Source organism: Methanoregula sp., assembly GCF_003170075.1.
Taxonomy (GTDB): Archaea; Halobacteriota; Methanomicrobia; order Methanomicrobiales; family Methanospirillaceae; genus Methanoregula.
Genome location: NZ_PMZU01000058.1, coordinates 22,866 through 42,106 on the forward strand (window position 1 = coordinate 22,866; position 19,241 = coordinate 42,106).

Below are 19,241 nucleotides of genomic sequence, written 5' to 3' on the forward strand. Positions count from 1 at the left end.
CCGGGGCCATGCGCGGGGTGAAAGTGAAATGAGAAAAGGAAGGCGGTCGTTTTCCGGGGTACAATGCCCCTGCCCGGAGGATTGTACCCGTGCATTTACGTCTTTTTGTCCATGCAGGCGTTCAGGACCTCCTCGATAAAATGGAGCGTGCCGCCGGTTCCCGCAAGAGGGGGATGGGCGAGCCTGACCCGTCCGCGGAGCGGGGGAATAATCCCAACAAAGGTACGATCGCCGCTCACCGACCGTTCAAACGACGATCCTATCACAAGATCCGGTGAGACCTCCGCGATCTTCCGGGCAACCTGCTCAAGGCCAGTCAGTTTCTCAACCGGGTACTGCCCGGCCGGCGCTGCGAGGGGATCGTTCCGCGTCCCGACGGCGAGGATCTCTGCGTCCAAATACTGTTTGAGCGTATCCGCGGCAAAGAGCGCATATGCGGTGCCGGCAAAGACTGCAACACCGGGGGGATCATAGCGGCGGAGATACTTGTCGCAGGCATGGATCACCCGCTCCTCCTGCACGTCAAGTTCGGCGAGGACCGGGTCCGCATCCGCACCTTCATACGCTGTGGAAAGGTTCTCAAATGTTGCGCGGAGCGCCGGTATCCCAAGCGTCCCGCCAAGATACTTCCCCACACCTGAGGCAAAATCGTCATTTGTCCCCATCGTGAGCGGCGCTGCATGTCCCGCCATCTCGGACCAGTCCCGGCAGAATACCGTTCCTACGGGAATGCCGGCACAGTGCAGCAGCCGGGAGACCTCCTGCACGTTTCCCTCGTAAAACGGATCCGAGAGGGACACCCCGTCAATATTGACCCCCCATCGTTCCGGGTCTGTTGTTGGGGCAAGCACGGCAAGTGCCGCCCGGTACCCGGTCTCCAGTTCCCCGGCAAACCCGGGGCTGTCGACAAGGATAACATCAGTCCCGTCAAGCATCGATTTTATATCCTCCCCAAGCACTGACGGGACACACGTCGTGATGACGGCGATCCGTCCTCCCTTGCCCGACAGGTCGCCAATCACCTCACGAAGCCGGTCCCCTGACCCGAAGACCACCTCGTTTTCCAGGATAAATGTCCCGTGCAGGGGAGCGTGGAGCAGGGTTGCAGGATAATAATAACACCCGCTCGAACCGTGGATGACGACCGATATACCCTCAAAACCGGCAAGACATGCCGCAGCCCCGGTCATTGCACAGGGCCAGAGCGGGGTCTCGCATTCAGGCATGAAGCGCCCTCCTCCACCGGTGAAGCAGCCGGCGCACACCAATGATCCCGACTGGCGGCGTCACGGGTACCGGCACCGGGCAGCCGGAGGATGTAACATCGAGCCGAAACGCCTGTGCGATATCCTGTGCCACCCGGCTCCCTTCGGGATCTGGCGGGAGTGGGGTAAAGGAGATCCCCGCACCCGCAAGATCCGCAAAATCATCAAGTGTCTGCTGCCGGAGCGTATGTTCCTCTTCCACCGCATGCCGGCAGTCAATACCGCAGGTATCAGCCACTGATTCGAGGAACGCGACAGTACCCGAGATCCCGACCGGATAGGCAGGAATGTACGGTGTTCCGAAGCGCTCTTTCAAGGATTCCCCTACGGGTATGAGTGAAGGATCGCGGAGAATATTGAGCCGGGCAGCCCCGAGTGACGCGATATGGTCTGTTGCAAGGTCGTGCACAAACCGGATATTCACGGACAGGCCAAGCAGGGCGAGCAGCCGGGAGACCTCGGCGAAGTTCTCCTCGACCTCGTATTCGAGATTCTTCTCGCCGATGATATTCACGCCCCCGTTTCTATCAGCCGGTCCCGCCATCCCGGCAAGGGCGATAAGCGCGTTATTGACGCCGGTCTGGAACGATCCGCCGAGGAAGCCGGCGGTCGGCACCACAATGACCGGCACCCCGGCCTTCGCGCCGCAGACCATCCCGACGTCATCGCCGATCGTATCCACAATGCATGTCGAGAGCACAAAGACCGCCCCGGGATCGCGTGCGATCACCGTATCAAGCGTCCGGTCGAGTGCCCCCTCGCCGCCAAAGATTACATCGGTCTCCGAAAGCCCGGTCGAGACAAGCGGGGGGAGAGCGATCCGGTCATTGTCGAGGCTTGTCGCATGCAGGAGGGAAAAATTGTGGTGAGTACACCCTTGGGGTCCGTGCACGACCGTTATCGCGTCGCGGACATGGGTGGTCACCGAGAGCGCTCCCGTAAGGGTGCAGCCGGCAAACCTACATATATTCGATGGCAAGGGCCTCAAGGTCATCGATCTCGAGCGGGGTGGGAATGGTAAACCGGGTGTTCTCCATAATATGGGTGGCAAGATCGCGGTATATCTGAGCCTGTTTCGAGTCAGGCTCGTACTCGATCACGGTCTTGCGGTTCAGTTCGGCCAGCTGCACGACGCGATCGCGGGGAATGAACTGGACAAGATGACTGTTGACCCGGCGGGCAAATTCGGCCACCAGTTCCTCTTCTTTTGGCTGGTTCTTTGCGTTGCAGATGACCCCGGCAAGCCGGCACCGGCTCTTCGGGCGGGCACTTAAGCGTTCTATCGCCTTGCAGATGTTGTTTGCCGCGTACAGGGACATGAGTTCTCCTGAGGTCACGAGGTAGACTTCCTGCGCATACCCCTCCCGCATCGGCATGGCAAACCCCCCGCAGACCACATCGCCCAGCACATCATAGACGATTACGTCACCTGTCAGTGTCCCGAACTTCTCCAGCAGCTGGAAGGTGGCAATGATCCCCCGGCCGGCACAGCCAACGCCGGGCTCCGGCCCCCCGGCCTCCACGCAGCGCACCCCGTTAAAGCCGGTATAGACCACATCGGCGGGTGTCACCCCTGACGCGCCCCGCTCGCGTACCTGATCCATCACGGTGGGGATCAACCGCCCCTGCATCAGCATACGCGTGCTGTCGCGCTTGGGATCGCACCCGATCTGGAGGATATCGTGCCCTGCAAGCGAGAGCGCGGCGGAGAGGTTTGCCGAGGTTGTGGACTTCCCGATACCGCCTTTCCCATACAAGGCGATCTGTTTCATCACCATACTATGGGGCGGCAGTTTATATTAGATCTTCTGAAGTTAAGAAAAGTGTATTTGTGTTTGTATCTCTTTTTAATCGGAACCCCTGAACAGCGCCATAAACAGCACCACGACCGGGATCACTTCGAGCCTTCCTACCCACATCACGACAATAAAAACCCATTTCGAGACGAACGGCATATCGGCAGAGACATATCCCGAGGAGATCCCACAGGTGGAAAATGCGGACGTGATATCAAAGAGGACATCGGTGATCGGGTAGGTGGTCAGGTGGAACTGCATGACGACAATCGTGGCCACGAATATGACAATGACCGAGAGGATGATCACAAGCATCGTCTTTGCCGTCTCCAGTTCAGCGGTCGCACGCGGGATGACACGCCCTTCGCTTTTAAAGGGGATCAGTACCTTGCCGCTCACAAAGAGCCTGCGAAACCACCAGATGAGCGCACGAAACCCGAGGACCACCCGTTTTAATTTGATCCCACCTGAAGAACTGCCGGCAGCCCCCCCGATAAACACAAGCATCAGAAGAAAAAGGAGCGTCACGCTCTCCCAGGTCTGGAGATTTGCGATCTGGAACCCGGTTGTCGTCAGAGCTGATACCGCCATGAACAGACCCTGCTCAAGGGCCAAGACAATATCAGTATTCCCAAAGTAGACCAGATCGTAGGTCAGTACTGCCGTCCCGATAGCCACGACAACAAAGAAGAGTTTGACCTGCTCATCGCCAAACAGGCTCCAGCGCCTGTTCTCCGCAATCAGGTAGTACAGGCGTAAAGGGAGCGCCCCGGCGATCATGAGCGGGATGAGCAGCAGTTCCAGGAGGATGTTCTGATAGGCAAGGATGCCTCCGTCGTGGATGGTAAACCCTCCCGTGGAGATCGTGGTGAGCGCGAGGTTGACCGAATCCCAGAGAGAGAGGCCGGTAAAGAGAATGAGCCCGATCGCAATAAACGTGAGAAGCCCGTAGATCTTCCAGATTCTCCGCCCCGTTGAGATAATGCTGGGCATGAGGGGTTCTTCCCGGCTCTCCGTCCGGTAAAGTTTTCCTTGGAAGAGCCCGGTGCTGCTCGCAAGAGCGATGACAAACGCGATGATCCCGATGCCTCCGATCCACTGCATGAAGGAACGCCAGAAGAGCAGGGTGTAGGGTGCCGTGTCAAGGGACTGCATCATGGTAAACGCGGTCCCGGTCCACCCTGCCATTCCCTCGAAGAGTGCATCGGTAAAACTCATGTGGAGGCCGAGCATGAACGGGATGCCGCACACCATGGCGCAGGCAAACCAGAAGAGGGCAACCGAGCAGAGCGCGGTTGAAAGCCGGTTCTCGCGCTCGTTTCTGGGCAGATGTTTTAAGGCCAGCCCAAGAAGGAAAAAGATGACTGGCACGGCAGCCATGGGCAGGAACATGTACCATTCAGAAAAGAGCACCGTAACGACCAGCGGGACTGCGGTAAGAGGGGCAATAAAGAAGAATATATCCCCGAGATCTGCGGCAATCGTCGAGATGTACTCAAGCCGGTGCATCACTAGGTGGTTTGTTGCTGGTGCTCTATGAGCATTTGCCTGTAAAAATAAAAAAAGAACTGCGTGCAGGCAGTTTTATGCCTTGTTGGTCCAGAGACCGTGGACATTGCAGAACGAGCGTACCTTCACGTTTATGTTACTGACCGGGAATTCGGTCTCTGCTTTCTCGCCGGGCCTGAACCACCGGACATAGACCTGCTCGCCATCACGCACCTCGACCCACTCAATGTAGTGCTTCTCCTCCATCGGGTGGGGCACAGAACCGATTTTCACAAGGATTCCCTTCGCAGTCTTCTCAATGACCGGCACATGTTTCTCCTTACCCTGATCAGCAGTCTTCTCCTGCTGGAGCACCATCGGCTGCCCGCAGCAGACAAGCGTCCCACCGGAGGCATGGACGACCTTGATGGTGTTCCCGCAGACGCTGCACTTGTAAACCTCGAAGAGTTTTGTCATAACCTGCTCCTTTCCTTACACGATGTTGATCTCTTTATGCTTCTTTAAGATTTCGTCTGCCAGCTGGTCGAGGGCCTGCATCGTCGCCTCGTCGGGCTCACCCAGCACCATGACCGGTGGGATCAGCTCGACTTTGACATGATCGAGCATCTTTGTGATCGTCTCGACACTCTTGCCACCCCACCCGTAGGAGCCGATCACAGATGCAAACCGGGTCTTGGGCCGGAGTGCGTTCGCGAGATATGTCGCGGAAACGACGGACGGGTGCGGGCCAAAGAGGACGGTCGGCGTGGCGATCACAACAGTCGCCGCATCGACAAGGGAGAACGCGAGGTCCCCGATATCGGTCCGGGTGAGGTTGAATGGCCTGACCACGATCCCCCGGGTGATGAGTGCCCCGGTGAGGTAATCCACCATCTTTGCGGTGCTGCCATGCATTGAGACGTACGGGATGACGACCTCGTTTTTCACCGTATCCGATACCCAGTCTGCGTACGCGTCAAGAATCAACTTCGGGTTTTTGTTGACCGGGCCGTGGCTGGGCGCGATCATCGCCGGTGAGAGCCCCCGGACTTTCTCAACGTAGCCTTTGATGCTCCCACGGAACGGCATCATAATTTCTGCATAGTACCGTTTTGCCGAACGGTATGCCCATGCTTCATCGGTTATGAACAGTTCGCTTGTGGCGGCGTGGAAGCCGAAGAGGTCGCAGGGAAAGAGGATCTTATCCTCGACGAGGTAGGTGATCTGGGTCTCGGGCCAGTGCGTCCATGGCGTAATGAAGAACTGGAGCGTCCGGTCGCCGAGAGACAGGGTCTCCCCGTCAGCGATCACCTTAAAGCGTTCCTGCGGGACATGCAAAAGGGCAACAAGGAGATCCCGGCACTTTGCATTCGTGACCACCTGTGCATCCGGGTAGAACTCCATGATCATCGGGAGCGTGCCGGAATGATCCTGTTCGGCATGGTTGATCACGATGTAATCTATGCGTTCGATACCCAGTTTTACCAGGTTCGAGATGAGGTCATACTCCTTTGCCGGGTCGACTGTATCGATGAGCGCTGTCTTTTGGCTGCCCCTGACAAGATAAGCGTTATAGCTCGTCCCTTCGGGAAGCGGGATCAACTCATCGAAAATCCGCCGGTCAAAATCGAGGGCCCCGACCCAGTAAACACCGGAAACAAGTTCACGAGATACCATAACAACCAGCAATTACTCCTCTTTTTTGAACAGGTTCTTTGACGCAAAACAGACCGGACATGCCCAATCCGCCGAAAGACTGGTAAAATCGACACCGGCCTTAATGTCCTGCAGCGGTTCGCCTTTAAGAGGATTGTAAACATGCCCGCAGATGGGGCATACGTATCGGTCCGTAAAAACCACTCCCTTAACTGACAGGAAGAGTGTGGAGTATCGCAGCGAATAATCGTTTCGATAATGCACAAAAAAGGGTTCGCCCTGCCGCACCTACGCGATACTATTTCCCCAGATGCCCCAGAGGGGAAGGCCAGGGGTCATCCAAAAGATCATCAGGTTGGCGCAGCAGAAAATCAGCATCACGATCAGGTACGGGACAAGGAATAACGCAGAACTCACCGTGGACCACAGGGTCTGTACAAGCGTACAGAGCATGAGGGCAATGACCATCAGCATCACCATCAGCGCACAAAATACTGCCTGAAGGTAGAAGAAGGCAACAAACCAGAGGAAAAACAGTACCCGGACGAACATGAAGATCAGGAAGGCTGCCTTTACTTCATGATTCGAAAGATCGGCATTCCAGATAGTATACAGCGTGAGGCCCAAAAGGCCAAAGACGATGCTGATCGCGTAAAAGACAATAATATCATGGGGAACAAAGTCTGGTTTCTTCAGGCCGGATTACCAGCCGGGGATAGATCTGGTGAAGAGGTAGAGCGCGACATACCCGGGGATGAGACAGGCTGCAAGGGACGCAATGAATCTGATGGTATGATGCTCGCTCGTCATTGTATGAGGTTATACTATTTTTGGCGGGGATGTAACGGTTATCAAACCGAGCTAAAATACAACCGTCCCCCCTTTCCCTTTCACCCGTTGCTGAAGATCATATGAAGACCGATCCCGATCATGAGGACCACAAAGAGCAGTTTGATCTTCTCCGGCGGGGTTGTGTGTGCGGCGCGGACACCCAACCGGGCTAAAGGAACGCTTGCCGCCACAAGGACGCACCAGTACGCAACATCGACATAACCAAACGAATACGGCGGTCGGCCGGCAACGTCAAGACCGTTGATGATGTAGGAGATGATGCCGCTCGCTGAAGAGCAGACCATGAATGCCGTTGAAGTTCCGATGGCCTTGCGGAGGGGAATCCGAAGAATGGTCGTCATTACCGGCACCATCACAATGCCACCACCGATACCAAACAGTCCCGAGACGAAACCGAAGGCAAAACCCCAGGGGAGATACACCCAGGGACTTTCCGGGATATGTTCATTCCCCGGGGGTGCGTGGGAAAAGAACATCCGTACCGCGGCAAGAAAGAGCAGCACCCCAAAGAGGCACGCCATGAGCCTGCCGGGCGCATGAGTGGAGATAGCCGCACCAACAAAACCGCCGATGATCCCGGGGATGGCCATCAGCGCAAGGGGGCGCAGCAGCACGCAGTGCCGGCAGTGATGGCCCCAGGTACTGGAGAGCGCAGTCGGCAATATCACTGCAAGGCTGGTGCCAAATGCAACCCGGAGCGACAGCGTTGGATCAATGCCGAGACTGGTAAGTAACCAGTACTGTACCGGGATCATGAGAAAACCACCGCCGACCCCGAAAAAGCCGGAGGCAAATCCTATCACACTTCCGGTGATGACAAGGATCAGGGCAGAAAAGAGGAGGATATCCATTCCATCACCAGAAACATACTCTTCTGGACATGGGTACCAATCCTGTAAAAGATTATGCAATGGCGGTAGTGATTAAAAATTCCCGAACCCCGGTAATTTGGGGATGGCGAAGTCATGGGCTGTCCGCTTCCTGGGACCGCAGTCGTTACCATTGTGGCCAACTCGGCGGAGGTCCGGCTATCAGAACCCGGTTATTTTCCCGGGATCATAACTGTCGTATAATGTCGGGAAAAATACCCATGGATGCCCACCAGTACTCCGGTGGAAAGGATCCCGCAGAGTGCAACCACTGGATTGAACGGTGCGAGATACGCCGGATCGATGCGGGAGTTTTGTAGGACTATGAGGCCCGCGGTGACGACGATAATGGTCGCATAGATATCACGGACGGCAAAGAAAAAGAGGGCGGCCACGCACCCGAGTGCAAAAAACCAGACAAACATCTCCCGAAAATCAGCCGTTGCATACAGTGCCGACATGGATACGGCAAAGACGAGCGCTGTCAAAAGAACACCGGTAAAGACGGAGATCACCACCCCGCCGCTGCGGACATAGGCCTGGACATGAGTCCCGACAAGCACCCAGCAGATCATCACCGCTGCGATCGCTGTCGGGAGCAGGAGAATAAAGAGTGTGGCTCCGGTCAACCGATCCAAATCCTGCCCGGTCATGCTCATGAGGACAAAACCGGCATAGCCGACAAGGGCAGTCAGGCTGGCAGCAGCTACCGTGCGGCGCAGAGACCGGAAGCCGATCTGGAACATGTTGACAGCGCCCGAAAGGAAGGCCGCCCGTATACGCACGACAGGAACGAGAATACCCACGACGATACCGGAAAGAACCGTATAGATCACAAGACCCAGGAGACTGGCCTGCCGGAAGAGGTGGGAATTTCCTGCGAGCAGGTAGTTCTCCAGCAGCCAGATGATGACGATCACGAGGGGAATAAGGATCAGGGTTACCCAGTCAGATCGCCCTTTGCCCTGACGGGGTACCTCAGCGCCATTTACATCAGGTTCGTCCATACGCTCTTTCTTCTCGCCGGCACCGGTCACGGGATCTCCTTCAACGGGGGATCCTTCAACGGGGGATCCTTCAACGGGGGATCCGGCCGGTACCGTGCCGGGATAATCGTTACCTCGATGCCTCAAAAAGGTCACGGATCCGGCGCGTGCGTTCCTCAGGGGAGACGACCCGGATCGGGTACCGGTCATCGAAGGTGGGAAGAGCCCGCTCGTAGAACACCCCAAGCGCGATGGGCGCGTCACGGTTGTAGTCCCATTCCATCACTTTTGCACACGCCCTCTCAAAATCAGCGGTATCATGGCCGGTAAGATCGTACACCCGGGACTGGTAGTATTCGATCATGTTAAAGAAACTCGCGCAGATCTGGAGGACATCGATAAAGGCAAAACCCTTGTGGGCGATGCCCTGCCGGATCAGCTGCGCAAGCTGCGGCATCTTCCGCGTGTACCCCCTCGCGATGTAAGTGGCACCGGCGGCAAGCATCAGTTCCAGAGGGTTGAACGGGTACTCGGTGGTCCCCGTCGGTGTGGATTTTCCCTTGAACCCCAGCGGCGACGTGGGGGTGTACTGCCCGGTAGTGAGGCCGTAGACCCGGTTGTTGTGGACGATCATGGTGATATCGATATTTCTCTTTGCGGCGAAGATCAGGTGGTCGAGACCCTCGGCGTACGCGTCCCCGTCGCCCGCACAGCAGATGACGGTAAGCTGGGGGTTTGCAAGCTTGATCCCCGTCGCTACCGGGATCGTCCTCCCGTGGAGTGTGTAGACACTGTTGATATTCAGGTAATCGGCGATCTTCGCATGGCAGCCGATACCCGTGACCAGCACCACGTCGTCAAGGGACCGTCCCTCATTTTCCATCCCGGCAAGGATCTCCTTGAGTGTATGCTGGAGGGCAAAGTTGCCGCAGCCGGGACACCAAGTGTTCTGCGCAGGGGTGATCAGGTTCCGGGTCATGGGGTGATCACCTCCTGCACCCGCTGGCGCAGTTCATCTGGAGTGAACGGGCGGCCATCGTATTTGAGGATCGTCGCCTCAGTACTCACGCCGTGCTCCCGGGCAAGCGCCGCGAGCTGCCCGGTGGTATTTTCCTCGACAGCGATCAGGTGCTGCACCCCGCGGCACGCAGCTGAAAACTGCTGGTCCGGGAAGGGGGAGAGCACCACGGGCTGGATCACCCGGAGCCCCAGCCGGGCTGCTACTTCATCGCAGGCATTACGGACAGAGCCCCAGCAGAGGAGCGCAGTTGTCGCGTCTGCCGTGCCCCGTACACTGACGCACGGGTACCGGGTCATCTCCTCTTTGAGCTGCGCCTCCTTTTTCCGGCGCTTTTCGGTCATCAGGGTAACCAGCCCCGCATCCTCTGTCGTGATTCCGTCCTCGTCATGTGCATAACTGTTCACCTTCACGACGGCATCTTTCCTGCCCGGGAACGTGAGAGGGGAGATGCCGGCCGGGGTGTCGCGGTACCTCCGGTAGAGTGCCTGCCCGTCCCAGAGTACAGGATCAACCACCGGCAGCCCGGTGAGCCGGTCATAGTCAACGCTGTAGGTCCCTTCGGACAGGGTCTTGTCGGCAAGCACAAATGCCGGGATCTGGTATTTCCAGGCAAGGTGCATCGCGGCAGCAGACCAGGTATAAGCCTCCCCGGCATCGGCAGGCGCCACGACCAGCCGGGGGAACTCCCCTTGCCCGGCATACAGCACGAACCGGAGCTCAGCCTGGCCGGTGTATGTCGGGAGGCCGGTCGACGGCCCGGTCCTCTGGGAAACCACAATCACGATCGGGATCTCCGCCATACCGGCAAACGAGAGTCCTTCGGTCATCAGGCAGAACCCGCCTCCCGAAGTACCGACCGCCGTCCTCGCTCCTGCTGTGGCGCTGCCAAGGGCCATCAGGATGACGGCGATCTCGTTCTCCGGGTGGATGACTTTGAGCCCGAACCGCTCCGCATTCCCGGCAAGGAAGTGGAGCAGGGTCGAGGACGGCGTCATCGGGTAGGAGATATACGCAGAAAGGCCGCCGGCGACAAGTCCGAGCCCGATCGCTTCATTCCCGGAGAGCAGGGTATGCGGCGGACCGGAGATCGCCGGTATCGGCCGGGTGGTGAGGCCTTCATCGTATGCCCGCCGGGCGACCCGGATATTCTCGTCTGCTGCTTTTGGCATGTGCCGGCGGAAGACATCCCCGACAATCTCCCAGGGAATGCCGGCCGCTTTTGCAAAGGCGCCGATCATTACGGAGTTACCGGTGATGGGGGGAGCGGATTCTGCCTTAAGGATGGTATTTATGGAAACGGTCTGGCCGCTTTTTATTGACTTTACCAGATCCGCATTCGCTATAACGGTACAGTCCGGGCAATGCGGGAGGTGCAGATCGAGCGTCTCCTGGTTGAGTGCAACAAGATAATCGATACGATCGTTGTATGCCCCGATGGGTTCATCTGCCGCACGTACCAGCGCAAAATTGTGCCCCCCGCGGATGAGGGACGGGTAATCAGTATAGATGTAAACAAAATAGCCGAGATGGTTGAACAGCTGGGCGACCATCGCCCCGGCATTGTTGATCCCGTCCCCGGCCTTCCCCCCGACGAGCACGGATACTTCCTTCATACGTGGTTTCCTCACATCTCTGATGTTTCCGGGAACGGTATATAGGTTGGGATAGTGACGGCCCCTGGAGACGGAGGTCGCTTTAAAAAGGAACGTCAGCTCTTCCGGATCATGTCTTCAAGCAGCGTTTTCATTTCGTTGATCCGATAGGGTTTGGTGAGTCTGCCGGAAAAGCCGTAGCGCGTAAAGTCCTGCATGACCGGATCATTGGCATACCCGCTCGACACCACTGCCTTTACACCAGGGTCATATCTGCGGAGTTTCTCTATTGCTTCCCTGCCGCCCATCCCATCAGGGATGGTCAGATCGATGATGACAAGATCAAAAGGCCGGCCCGCCTCCTTTTCCTGTTTATACAGTTCGATCGCCGAAGCACCCTCCTTTGCAAAGGCAGCATCATACTCAAGGAACCGGAGCACCTCCCGGGACACATCGAGAATAATCTCCTCATCGTCCACCAGAAGTACTTTTCCTTTACCGGCCATGCCCTATCCTCACTATTTTATACTTCACTCATTGGCCACCATATATATTCCCTCCCCAGAAGAGTGCAGATCCCTCAAGAACCGGTCTGACCTGATTTTTTATGAATCTGCTGTTTCCGCGCGATTTTCCTTATTTAAGGCCTTTTTTAAGGGCCCGCAGCCGTGCAGCTTCTTCTGCATCCTGTACCCGCAACAGGAAGGTCCCGTGGCAGGGTTTGGTGTACGGGAAGATGACAAAATCCCCGTCAAGGCCGACTGCAATCGGGGGGACGCCGATAGTATGGACATCGAAGATCTTGAACCCCGGCTCGACATCGATCGATTCGGAAAAGTGGCCCCTGATGTATTCCCTGCACTCCTTGAACGAAGCATCCCGGATCAGGATCTCGTAATTGAGCGCTTCTACGCAGCCCATGGTGCCACCTCGTCGATTGCTTTTTTCAGCGGCAGGGGGTTGTGCACGGCCTTTGCCGCGATCTTCGTGCAGGGGAAGGTGATCTGCTGTACGAGATCCTCCTGGTGCTCGCCATACACAAGGACATACAGTTTCGCTTTCGATATTGCACTCATCGTCGCAGCGTAACTGATACCTGCATCATTATGGATGAACACGAAACACCGGTCGAAGTCACGCTTCTTTTCCATGATCTGGGCGACGGCCCGGTCAAGATCCATGACCTCCCCTAGGTAGTGCCGGTCTGGATCGGCGACCACAAGCAGGGTGTTTGCCGCTTTGTTGCCGGCGATAATTGGGGTTATACCGGCTTTTTTGAACCGGCTGACGAGGTACAGTGCGATGCTTGTTTGCACCGGCACCTGCGGGCACCCCAGTACGAGGAGCGCTGTTTTCGGGGGTTGTACAGTGGTATCTGATTCCATGACCTGCTCACGTTTTTTGTACAGTTCTCCTGTTTGAGAGCCTTAGGCAATAACCCTGTGTATCCTGCCCAACTGCGCATCTGTTTGCAGCAGGAGATCAGGGAGTGCCTTCGATCTCTTGCCGCACCCAGTCGAGATAGGGAGTGTAACCTGATATTACCGGCAGCACGATGATCTCCGGGACTTCGGCGCTGTGCATCGAACGGATGACGGCGACAGCCCGGCCTGCACCCTCTTTTGTGGTCTTTACGATCATCAGGTGTTCAGGATCGTTGCAGAGTTCACCTTTCCACCGGTAGGTGGACTGCACGGGAACAATATTGACGCATGCGGCAATCCGCTGGCGAACGAGTGCCTGCGCCATCGATGCCGCCTCGGCCGGTGCCGCCGTGCAGAGAATCACCACGATATCAGTTGCCATTTTTTGTTTACTCCCTCCCGACAGGCATATACGTACCGTATGTCACTGGTTCGTGCCTGCCCGATATTAAGCATATCTTCCGGGGGCAGCACTCCGTTTTCATGCCGACCCGATCGTTAATTACTAGAGCCGGGGAATCGAACGTGTATTACCTATGTACTCAACACGCATGAGCAATCTCCCGCCGTATCTTTTTGCACGGATCGATGAGATGAAAGCAGAACAGCAGAAAAAAGGTGTTGACATCATCGATCTCGGTGTCGGCGACCCGGATCTCCCCACCCCCCCGCATATTATTGATGCTCTCTGCACGGCCGCACATAACCCGGACAACCATCATTACCCTTCGTATGCCGGGATGCCTGCCTACCGGCAGGCTGTCGTCGGATGGTATCATAAGCGGTTCGGTGTCACGCTCGATGCGTCAAAGGAGACCCTTGCCCTGATGGGGTCAAAGGATGGGATCACCCATATCGGGGAAGCGTTTGTGAACCCGGGCGACTACGTGCTCGCCCCGAGCCCCGGCTATCCCGGGTATTCGACCGGCACCCTGTTTGCCGAGGGTAAAGTCCACGAGATGCCGCTGTTACGGGAGAACAACTTCCTCCCGGTCCTTGATGCGATACCGGAGAAAATTGTCCACTCTGCAAAGCTCATGTTCATCAACTACCCCAATAATCCCACTGCGGCCATTGCACCGCTCTCGTTCTATCGCGAGGTTGTGGATTTTGCCGCCGATCACCATATCGTCGTGGTCTCGGACAACCCCTACTCGGAAGTTGCTTTCGACGGCTACCGTGCCCCTTCATTTTTAGAGGCAAAAGGAGCCATGGAGGTCGGCATCGAGATGCACTCGCTCTCCAAGACCTACAACATGACCGGCTGGCGGATCGGCATGGCCGTGGGAAATGCGGAGATCTTATCAGGTCTTGGCCGGGTCAAGACCAATGTCGACTCGGGAGTCTTTAACGCCGTCCAGTACGCCGCGATCGCAGCGCTTTCGGGCCCGCAGGACTGCGTAAAGGAGGCCTGTGCCATCTACCAGGAGCGCCGTGATGTGCTTATTGCCGGGCTCCGTGAACTGGGCTTTGATGTGCCGGCTCCGAAGGCCACATTCTATGTCTGGATGCCGGTAAAAGACTGCATGTCCTTTGCGGCAAAACTCCTGAACGGGGCAGGCATCGTCGTGACACCGGGAGTCGGGTTTGGCTCTGCGGGAGAAGGCTACGTGAGGTTTGCTATCACCCGGCCGGTGGAGCGGATACAGGAAGCCATCGAACGCATGCGGAGGCTTGACCTGTGAAACTCCCCCCGCATCTTTCCATTAAAGGTGGGCACCTCCACATCGGCGGCCATGACTGCGTTGCCCTTGCAGAAAAATACGGCACCCCGCTCTACGTGACAAGCGAGGACCGGATCTGCGAACACTTCAGAGACTACCAGAAGGCTCTCTCTGCCCGTTACAACAAAGTACAGGTGCTCTTTGCAGCAAAGGCAAACGGCAACCTTGCGGTGATGAGGACGCTCGCGCAGCTGGGCGCCGGGGCTGATGTTTTTTCCAGCGGCGAACTTGCGCTCGCGCTCGAAGCCGGCATGCCGGCACAGAAACTGCTCTTCAACGGCAGTTCAAAGACAAAAGCTGACCTTGCCCTTGCAGTACAGCATGGTGTAAAGATCTCGCTTGACTCCCTTGACGAACTCCACCAGCTTGATGCAATCGCCGGAAAAGCCGGTAAAGTTGCGGAGATCTCGTTCCGGGTCAACCCGGCGCTCGAAGTCCCGACCCACCCGAAGATTGCCACCGGTCTTGCCACAAGCAAGTTCGGGATCCCCCACGGGCAGATCCCTGCCGCATATAAGGAGGCACTCTCCTGCAAACACGTAAGACCGGTCGGGATCCACTGCCACATCGGGTCGCAGATCCTTGACGTGGTACCGTTCGCAAAGGCCGCAGAGGTCATGGTGAGGATTGCAAAGGAGCTCTCCGAAAGGGGCGTGAAACTCGAGTTTCTCGATCTCGGGGGAGGTCTTGGCATCCCGTACCACCACGATACCGACCCGGCGCCGACACCGGAGGATTACGCAAATGCCGTCATGCCGGTCTTCCTTGCGGGGATCAAAGCGGCCGGAATAACACCCGAACTCTGGATCGAACCGGGACGGTTCCTCGTTGCCGATTCGACCGTGCTCCTCACCCGGGTCAACTCGACAAAAGCGGCGCACAAGCGGTTTGCAAACGTGGATGCAGGATTTAACCTGCTCATTCGCCCCGCGATGTACGATGCCTACCACGAGGTAATCGTGGCAAACCGGGCAGATGCACCCCTGACCACACAGTATACGGTCACCGGGCCCATCTGCGAGACAGGGGACATCCTTGCTCCCGACCGGGAACTGCCGGAGCTTGCCGCCGGCGATCTCATCTCGGTGCTGGACGCCGGCGCATACGGGTACGCGATGTCCTCGCAGTACAACGGCCGGCCCCGCTGCCCCGAAGTGCTGATCCACGGGAAAGATGTGGCGCTCATGCGGCGCAGCGAGACTCTTGCCGATCTGACCGGTACCATGCTGCGCCCGCCCTGGCAGCGGTAAAGCCGGGGGGCTTTTTGTGGTACTCTTCCACTACGCGCTTGTCGACGACCTCATTTCGCAGGAAGAGTTCGAACGGCGCGTGGAGGAAAAGATCGAGGAATGTGGCGATCTCCTTGACGAACCGACCGCTGCGATGCTCGTTGTCGGGGCACTGGGGAGGCAGCATGTCAAGGTCCGGGAACTCTCCGGGAAATCCAGCCTTTTTTCGTTTTTTGCCAAGGTGATTGACAAGACCAAGCCAAAGGAGTTCGTCAGGAAAGATGGCGAGAAGGGCTGGGTTGCCACGATCCTTGTGGGTGACGAGACCGGTACCACCCGGATTGTGCTCTGGGACGAGAAGGCAGGTGCAGTTCTTGAGATTGCGTTGGGCGACGTCCTGGAAGTTATCGGAAGGCACCCGGGAAAGAGTACCCGGGAGATTTACGCACTTGCCCTGCGCAAGGCCACTTGCGAGATCAACTGCACCGCGACCGCTGGCGGGAACGGATCGGGACTGTCGACGGAACCGGTCGACCTTGATGTGCTTCTGATCGGCGCAGATGCACCCCGTACGTTTACGCGTCGTGACGGGACGAACGGGGAGATGACGGACTGCGTGATCGGCGATGCAGCCGGGACTGCCCGCCTCGTTGCATGGGCGCCGGACCTGCTCCGGGATATCCCGGCAGGGAGCGTGATCCATATCACGGGGGCAAAACCAGACCGCCGTTCTGAGGTGAGGGCCTATAGTATCGATGAGACGGGCACGGTAAGTCTTTCCGCTGCTGTCGTCACCGTTCCCTTTGCCGAGCTTGCATCGGTCAGCGATACCGGGCACTATTCCGTGCGGGGCGAGATAAAAACCGTGCAGGAACCCCGGTCGTTTACCTCACGGAGCGGGGCGGCCTCGTGGGTACGGAATATCCGTATTGGTGAGGGAGACGAGGAACTCAAAGTCGTGCTCTGGGGTGAAAATGCACTGGTGCCGGTGCATCCCGGCGATCGCATTGAGATCTACCATGCGGCGGCAAAGCCCGGCCGGTTCGGTGGGATCGAGCTCGGGGTGGGCCGGGGGAGCATCTTCCGGGTCCCGCACGAAGAAACCCGGAGGATCACCTTTACCGGGACGATCATTCCCGGCAACGGGTGCACGTTTGTCGACAACGGCACTGACCGGTACCTTGTCGACGGGGAGTTCCCGGCCGGGTGCGATATGAGGATAACAGGAGTACTTTCGGGAAGCCGTATTATCCCGGAAACCGTGGAACCTGCGGATAAAAACCCGGAAGAGGTGGCAGGCCGTCTTGCAGCCCTTGTTGCACAGCTGGACATCCCCTTCCCTCCATAAATCACTTTCACCCCCCGCATGGCCCCGGGTTATATGGGTGGGGTTAAAATGTTGTTGTGCCATAGGAGATGTACTAGAAATGGCTGACAAACCTTTGGATATTGAAGATTTACCCGGCGTCGGACCAACTACTGCCGACAAGCTTCGCGAAGCAGGCTACCTTTCCGTTGAGAGCATCGCAACCGCCGCACCGGCCGAGCTCTCTGAGATCACGGAGATCTCAGAGTCCACGGCAAAAAAGATCATCAAGGCGGCCCGCGAATCCGCAGATATCGGCGGTTTCAAGACAGGGAAAGATATCTTTGAGCAGAGAAAGGATATCAGGAAACTGTCTTTCCGGGTCCCGGAACTCGACGCACTCTTAGGTGGCGGCATGGAAACCCAGGCAATCACCGAGATGTACGGTGAGTTTGGTTCTGGTAAAAGCCAGATCGTCCACCAGATGGCAGTCAACGTCCAGCTGCCAGAAGAGCAGGGCGGCCTTAACGGCAGCGTGATCTATATCGATACCGAGAACACGTTCCGTCCCGAGCGTATCGAGCAGATGGTCAACGGCCTTGGTATCGATGGCATCCCGGACGCCCAGGAGTTCCTGGACAATATCCATATCGCCCGGGCGCACACATCCGACCACCAGATGCTTCTCGTGGAGAACTCCCGGGACCTCGCAACCGAACTCAAATCGAGCGAAAAGCCGGTGAAGCTCTTCATCATCGATTCGCTCACCGCCCACTTCCGGTCCGAGTACGCAGGGCGGGGGACACTTGCCGCACGGCAGCAGAAACTCAACCGGCACATGCACGATCTCTTCAAGCTCATCGATGAGCACAACGCGGTTGGCCTCGTCACGAACCAGGTCATGTCAAACCCGGCCGTGTTCTTCGGAGACCCGACAAAACCCATCGGGGGAAACATCGTGGGCCACACGGCAACCTTCCGGATCTACCTCAGGAAGAGCAAGGCCGGCAAGCGTATTGCACGTCTCGTAGACAGTCCCAATCTTCCCGAGGGCGAAGCACCATTTATGGTTGAAGAGGCAGGACTCAAGCCGTGTTAAAAGCGCTGTTGACAGATGTTGACGGAACGATAACAGATTCCACCCGCAGGATCGACACCGGGGCGATCGAGTGTATCCGGTCGCTCGTAGATGATGGCATCGAGGTCGTCCTTGCGAGTGGGAATACCTCCTGCTTCATGGACGCCCTATGCAAAATGGCGGGTACTAAAGGGACGTTTATCGCAGAGAACGGTGGGGTGTACCGGATCGGGTACATTGGTGCCCTCCGCATCACCGGGGATCAGGGAGTCTGCCGGATCGCGCTTGAAACTGTGCAGGCCCATTACCGGAAGAAAGGGATCGAACTGGATCTCTACAACCCCACGTACCGGTATGCGGATCTTGCATTTGCCCGGACTGTGCCGGTTGAAGAGGTTCGGCAGGTGCTTTCAAGCCAACCGGTGCAGGTGATCGACACCGGGTATGCCATCCACCTCCAGTCCGAAGGTATCAGCAAGGGAACCGCTCTTGTCTCCCTTGCACGCGACATGGGCCTTTCCCCAAAAGACTTTTTTGCCATCGGCGACGGAACTAACGACATAGAGATGCTCAAATGGGCCGGCAAGGGCGTGACTATCGCAAATGCCCACCCGTCCACAAAAGCGGCGGCATCCGATGTGATGGGAGAAGGATACGGGAATGGCTTTGTACAAGCCGTAAAAAAGTATTTACCTTATCTTCGGGCAAGGTAACGGTCGACGACGATATAATCCTTGATGTCTTTTACTGCCTCAAAGGGGACAATCAGCAGGCTGCCATCCTCCAGAGTGTATCCATCGGTGACAAATGACTGGTCCGGGTGGATGATCAGGTCGAGGACCTGTCCGGAATCGAAATCGACCCTGATGTTCTTAAGCGTGCCGACAAGCTTACCATCATTGCTCATGACTTTTTTCCGTGAGAGGCTACGGGCAAATGTACGAGTCATAAAAAA

General features: G+C 57.2%; 22 protein-coding genes. 5 read left to right on the plus strand and 17 right to left on the minus strand.

Features of this window, described 5'->3' with window-relative positions; all coding sequences use genetic code 11:
- Positions 1–95 precede the first annotated feature (95 nt).
- From QZN75_RS07455 to cutA, 16 genes are all read right to left on the minus strand, one after another.
- Positions 96–1,226: a nitrogenase component 1 gene (locus tag QZN75_RS07455; RefSeq protein ID WP_292426811.1), complete on the minus strand. Its 1,131-nt coding sequence runs from the start codon at positions 1,224–1,226 to the stop codon at positions 96–98.
- Positions 1,219–2,244 (minus strand): nitrogenase component 1, encoded by a 1,026-nt coding sequence (locus QZN75_RS07460; RefSeq protein WP_292426814.1) that lies wholly within the window; start codon positions 2,242–2,244, stop codon positions 1,219–1,221. Before QZN75_RS07460 ends, QZN75_RS07455 begins: the two co-directional genes overlap by 8 nt.
- Positions 2,225–3,037, minus strand: coding sequence for a Ni-sirohydrochlorin a,c-diamide reductive cyclase ATP-dependent reductase subunit (cfbC, locus tag QZN75_RS07465; RefSeq protein WP_292426815.1), 813 nt, complete (start codon positions 3,035–3,037; stop codon positions 2,225–2,227). Before cfbC ends, QZN75_RS07460 begins: the two co-directional genes overlap by 20 nt.
- A gap of 75 nt (positions 3,038–3,112) precedes the next feature.
- A complete protein-coding gene (locus tag QZN75_RS07470; RefSeq protein ID WP_292426818.1) occupies positions 3,113–4,570 on the minus strand; it encodes a TrkH family potassium uptake protein in 1,458 nt (485 codons plus the stop codon).
- A 75-nt stretch (positions 4,571–4,645) separates the two neighbouring features.
- Positions 4,646–5,026 carry a desulfoferrodoxin gene (locus QZN75_RS07475; RefSeq protein ID WP_292426821.1) on the minus strand — a complete coding sequence of 127 codons (381 nt, stop codon included), beginning with the start codon at positions 5,024–5,026 and terminating at the stop codon, positions 4,646–4,648.
- Between the two features lie 15 nt (positions 5,027–5,041).
- Positions 5,042–6,226 carry an FprA family A-type flavoprotein gene (locus tag QZN75_RS07480; RefSeq protein ID WP_292426824.1) on the minus strand — a complete coding sequence of 395 codons (1,185 nt, stop codon included), beginning with the start codon at positions 6,224–6,226 and terminating at the stop codon, positions 5,042–5,044.
- 12 nt (positions 6,227–6,238) lie between these two features.
- Positions 6,239–6,493 (minus strand): rubredoxin, encoded by a 255-nt coding sequence (locus QZN75_RS07485; RefSeq protein WP_366652809.1) that lies wholly within the window; start codon positions 6,491–6,493, stop codon positions 6,239–6,241.
- Positions 6,494–6,901 carry a tryptophan-rich sensory protein gene (locus QZN75_RS07490; RefSeq protein WP_292426905.1) on the minus strand — a complete coding sequence of 136 codons (408 nt, stop codon included), beginning with the start codon at positions 6,899–6,901 and terminating at the stop codon, positions 6,494–6,496. It lies immediately after the preceding gene.
- 194 nt (positions 6,902–7,095) lie between these two features.
- A complete protein-coding gene (locus QZN75_RS07495; protein WP_292426830.1) occupies positions 7,096–7,908 on the minus strand; it encodes a sulfite exporter TauE/SafE family protein in 813 nt (270 codons plus the stop codon).
- A gap of 191 nt (positions 7,909–8,099) precedes the next feature.
- Positions 8,100–8,963: a hypothetical protein gene (locus QZN75_RS07500; RefSeq protein ID WP_292426833.1), complete on the minus strand. Its 864-nt coding sequence runs from the start codon at positions 8,961–8,963 to the stop codon at positions 8,100–8,102.
- A 79-nt stretch (positions 8,964–9,042) separates the two neighbouring features.
- Positions 9,043–9,891, minus strand: coding sequence for a thiamine pyrophosphate-dependent enzyme (locus QZN75_RS07505; protein ID WP_292426836.1), 849 nt, complete (start codon positions 9,889–9,891; stop codon positions 9,043–9,045).
- Entirely contained in the window at positions 9,888–11,546 is a 1,659-nt protein-coding gene (locus QZN75_RS07510; protein WP_292426839.1) for a 2-oxoacid:acceptor oxidoreductase subunit alpha, read from the minus strand. The genes QZN75_RS07505 and QZN75_RS07510 overlap by 4 nt, the downstream gene beginning before the upstream one ends.
- A gap of 95 nt (positions 11,547–11,641) precedes the next feature.
- Entirely contained in the window at positions 11,642–12,031 is a 390-nt protein-coding gene (locus tag QZN75_RS07515) for a response regulator (RefSeq protein WP_292426842.1), read from the minus strand.
- A 130-nt stretch (positions 12,032–12,161) separates the two neighbouring features.
- Entirely contained in the window at positions 12,162–12,446 is a 285-nt protein-coding gene (locus QZN75_RS07520) for a DUF1894 domain-containing protein (RefSeq protein ID WP_292426845.1), read from the minus strand.
- Complete coding sequence (locus tag QZN75_RS07525; RefSeq protein ID WP_292426850.1) at positions 12,434–12,910, minus strand: DUF1890 domain-containing protein; 477 nt, start codon at positions 12,908–12,910, stop codon at positions 12,434–12,436. The genes QZN75_RS07520 and QZN75_RS07525 overlap by 13 nt, the downstream gene beginning before the upstream one ends.
- 97 nt (positions 12,911–13,007) lie before the next feature.
- Entirely contained in the window at positions 13,008–13,331 is a 324-nt protein-coding gene (gene cutA, locus QZN75_RS07530) for a divalent-cation tolerance protein CutA (protein ID WP_292426853.1), read from the minus strand.
- Between the two features lie 154 nt (positions 13,332–13,485).
- Here cutA and QZN75_RS07535 point away from each other — a divergent pair, with 154 nt between their 5' ends.
- The 5 genes from QZN75_RS07535 (at position 13,486) to QZN75_RS07555 (ending at position 18,999) form a co-directional block, all read left to right on the plus strand.
- Complete coding sequence (locus QZN75_RS07535) at positions 13,486–14,634, plus strand: LL-diaminopimelate aminotransferase (protein WP_292426856.1); 1,149 nt, start codon at positions 13,486–13,488, stop codon at positions 14,632–14,634.
- Positions 14,631–15,923, plus strand: a complete 1,293-nt coding sequence (lysA, locus tag QZN75_RS07540) for a diaminopimelate decarboxylase (protein WP_292426859.1) — start codon at positions 14,631–14,633, stop codon at positions 15,921–15,923. Before QZN75_RS07535 ends, lysA begins: the two co-directional genes overlap by 4 nt.
- A gap of 16 nt (positions 15,924–15,939) precedes the next feature.
- Complete coding sequence (locus tag QZN75_RS07545; protein ID WP_292426862.1) at positions 15,940–17,250, plus strand: nucleic acid-binding protein; 1,311 nt, start codon at positions 15,940–15,942, stop codon at positions 17,248–17,250.
- Positions 17,251–17,329: 79 nt separating this feature from the next.
- Positions 17,330–18,307: a DNA repair and recombination protein RadA gene (gene radA, locus QZN75_RS07550; protein WP_292426864.1), complete on the plus strand. Its 978-nt coding sequence runs from the start codon at positions 17,330–17,332 to the stop codon at positions 18,305–18,307.
- Positions 18,301–18,999, plus strand: a complete 699-nt coding sequence (locus QZN75_RS07555) for a phosphoglycolate phosphatase (RefSeq protein WP_292426867.1) — start codon at positions 18,301–18,303, stop codon at positions 18,997–18,999. The genes radA and QZN75_RS07555 overlap by 7 nt, the downstream gene beginning before the upstream one ends.
- Here the strand turns inward: QZN75_RS07555 and QZN75_RS07560 are convergent.
- A complete protein-coding gene (locus QZN75_RS07560; protein ID WP_292426870.1) occupies positions 18,981–19,235 on the minus strand; it encodes a PRC-barrel domain-containing protein in 255 nt (84 codons plus the stop codon). The two genes, QZN75_RS07555 and QZN75_RS07560, sit on opposite strands and share 19 nt — an antisense overlap.
- Positions 19,236–19,241 lie beyond the last annotated feature (6 nt).

Excerpts from the sequence above, each read along its gene's own strand:
- radA (WP_292426864.1), top strand. The coding sequence starts at position 17,330 with ATGGCTGACAAACCTTTGGATATTGAAGATTTACCCGGCGTCGGACCA.
- cutA (WP_292426853.1), bottom strand. The coding sequence starts at position 13,331 with ATGGCAACTGATATCGTGGTGATTCTCTGCACGGCGGCACCGGCCGAG.
- QZN75_RS07470 (WP_292426818.1), bottom strand. The coding sequence starts at position 4,570 with ATGCACCGGCTTGAGTACATCTCGACGATTGCCGCAGATCTCGGGGAT.
- QZN75_RS07525 (WP_292426850.1), bottom strand. The coding sequence starts at position 12,910 with ATGGAATCAGATACCACTGTACAACCCCCGAAAACAGCGCTCCTCGTA.
- QZN75_RS07510 (WP_292426839.1), bottom strand. The coding sequence starts at position 11,546 with ATGAAGGAAGTATCCGTGCTCGTCGGGGGGAAGGCCGGGGACGGGATC.
- QZN75_RS07455 (WP_292426811.1), bottom strand. The coding sequence starts at position 1,226 with ATGCCTGAATGCGAGACCCCGCTCTGGCCCTGTGCAATGACCGGGGCT.
- QZN75_RS07535 (WP_292426856.1), top strand. The coding sequence starts at position 13,486 with ATGTACTCAACACGCATGAGCAATCTCCCGCCGTATCTTTTTGCACGG.
- QZN75_RS07520 (WP_292426845.1), bottom strand. The coding sequence starts at position 12,446 with ATGGGCTGCGTAGAAGCGCTCAATTACGAGATCCTGATCCGGGATGCT.
- QZN75_RS07515 (WP_292426842.1), bottom strand. The coding sequence starts at position 12,031 with ATGGCCGGTAAAGGAAAAGTACTTCTGGTGGACGATGAGGAGATTATT.
- QZN75_RS07480 (WP_292426824.1), bottom strand. The coding sequence starts at position 6,226 with ATGGTATCTCGTGAACTTGTTTCCGGTGTTTACTGGGTCGGGGCCCTC.
- QZN75_RS07505 (WP_292426836.1), bottom strand. The coding sequence starts at position 9,891 with ATGACCCGGAACCTGATCACCCCTGCGCAGAACACTTGGTGTCCCGGC.
- cfbC (WP_292426815.1), bottom strand. The coding sequence starts at position 3,037 with ATGAAACAGATCGCCTTGTATGGGAAAGGCGGTATCGGGAAGTCCACA.
- QZN75_RS07475 (WP_292426821.1), bottom strand. The coding sequence starts at position 5,026 with ATGACAAAACTCTTCGAGGTTTACAAGTGCAGCGTCTGCGGGAACACC.
- QZN75_RS07560 (WP_292426870.1), bottom strand. The coding sequence starts at position 19,235 with ATGACTCGTACATTTGCCCGTAGCCTCTCACGGAAAAAAGTCATGAGC.
- QZN75_RS07495 (WP_292426830.1), bottom strand. The coding sequence starts at position 7,908 with ATGGATATCCTCCTCTTTTCTGCCCTGATCCTTGTCATCACCGGAAGT.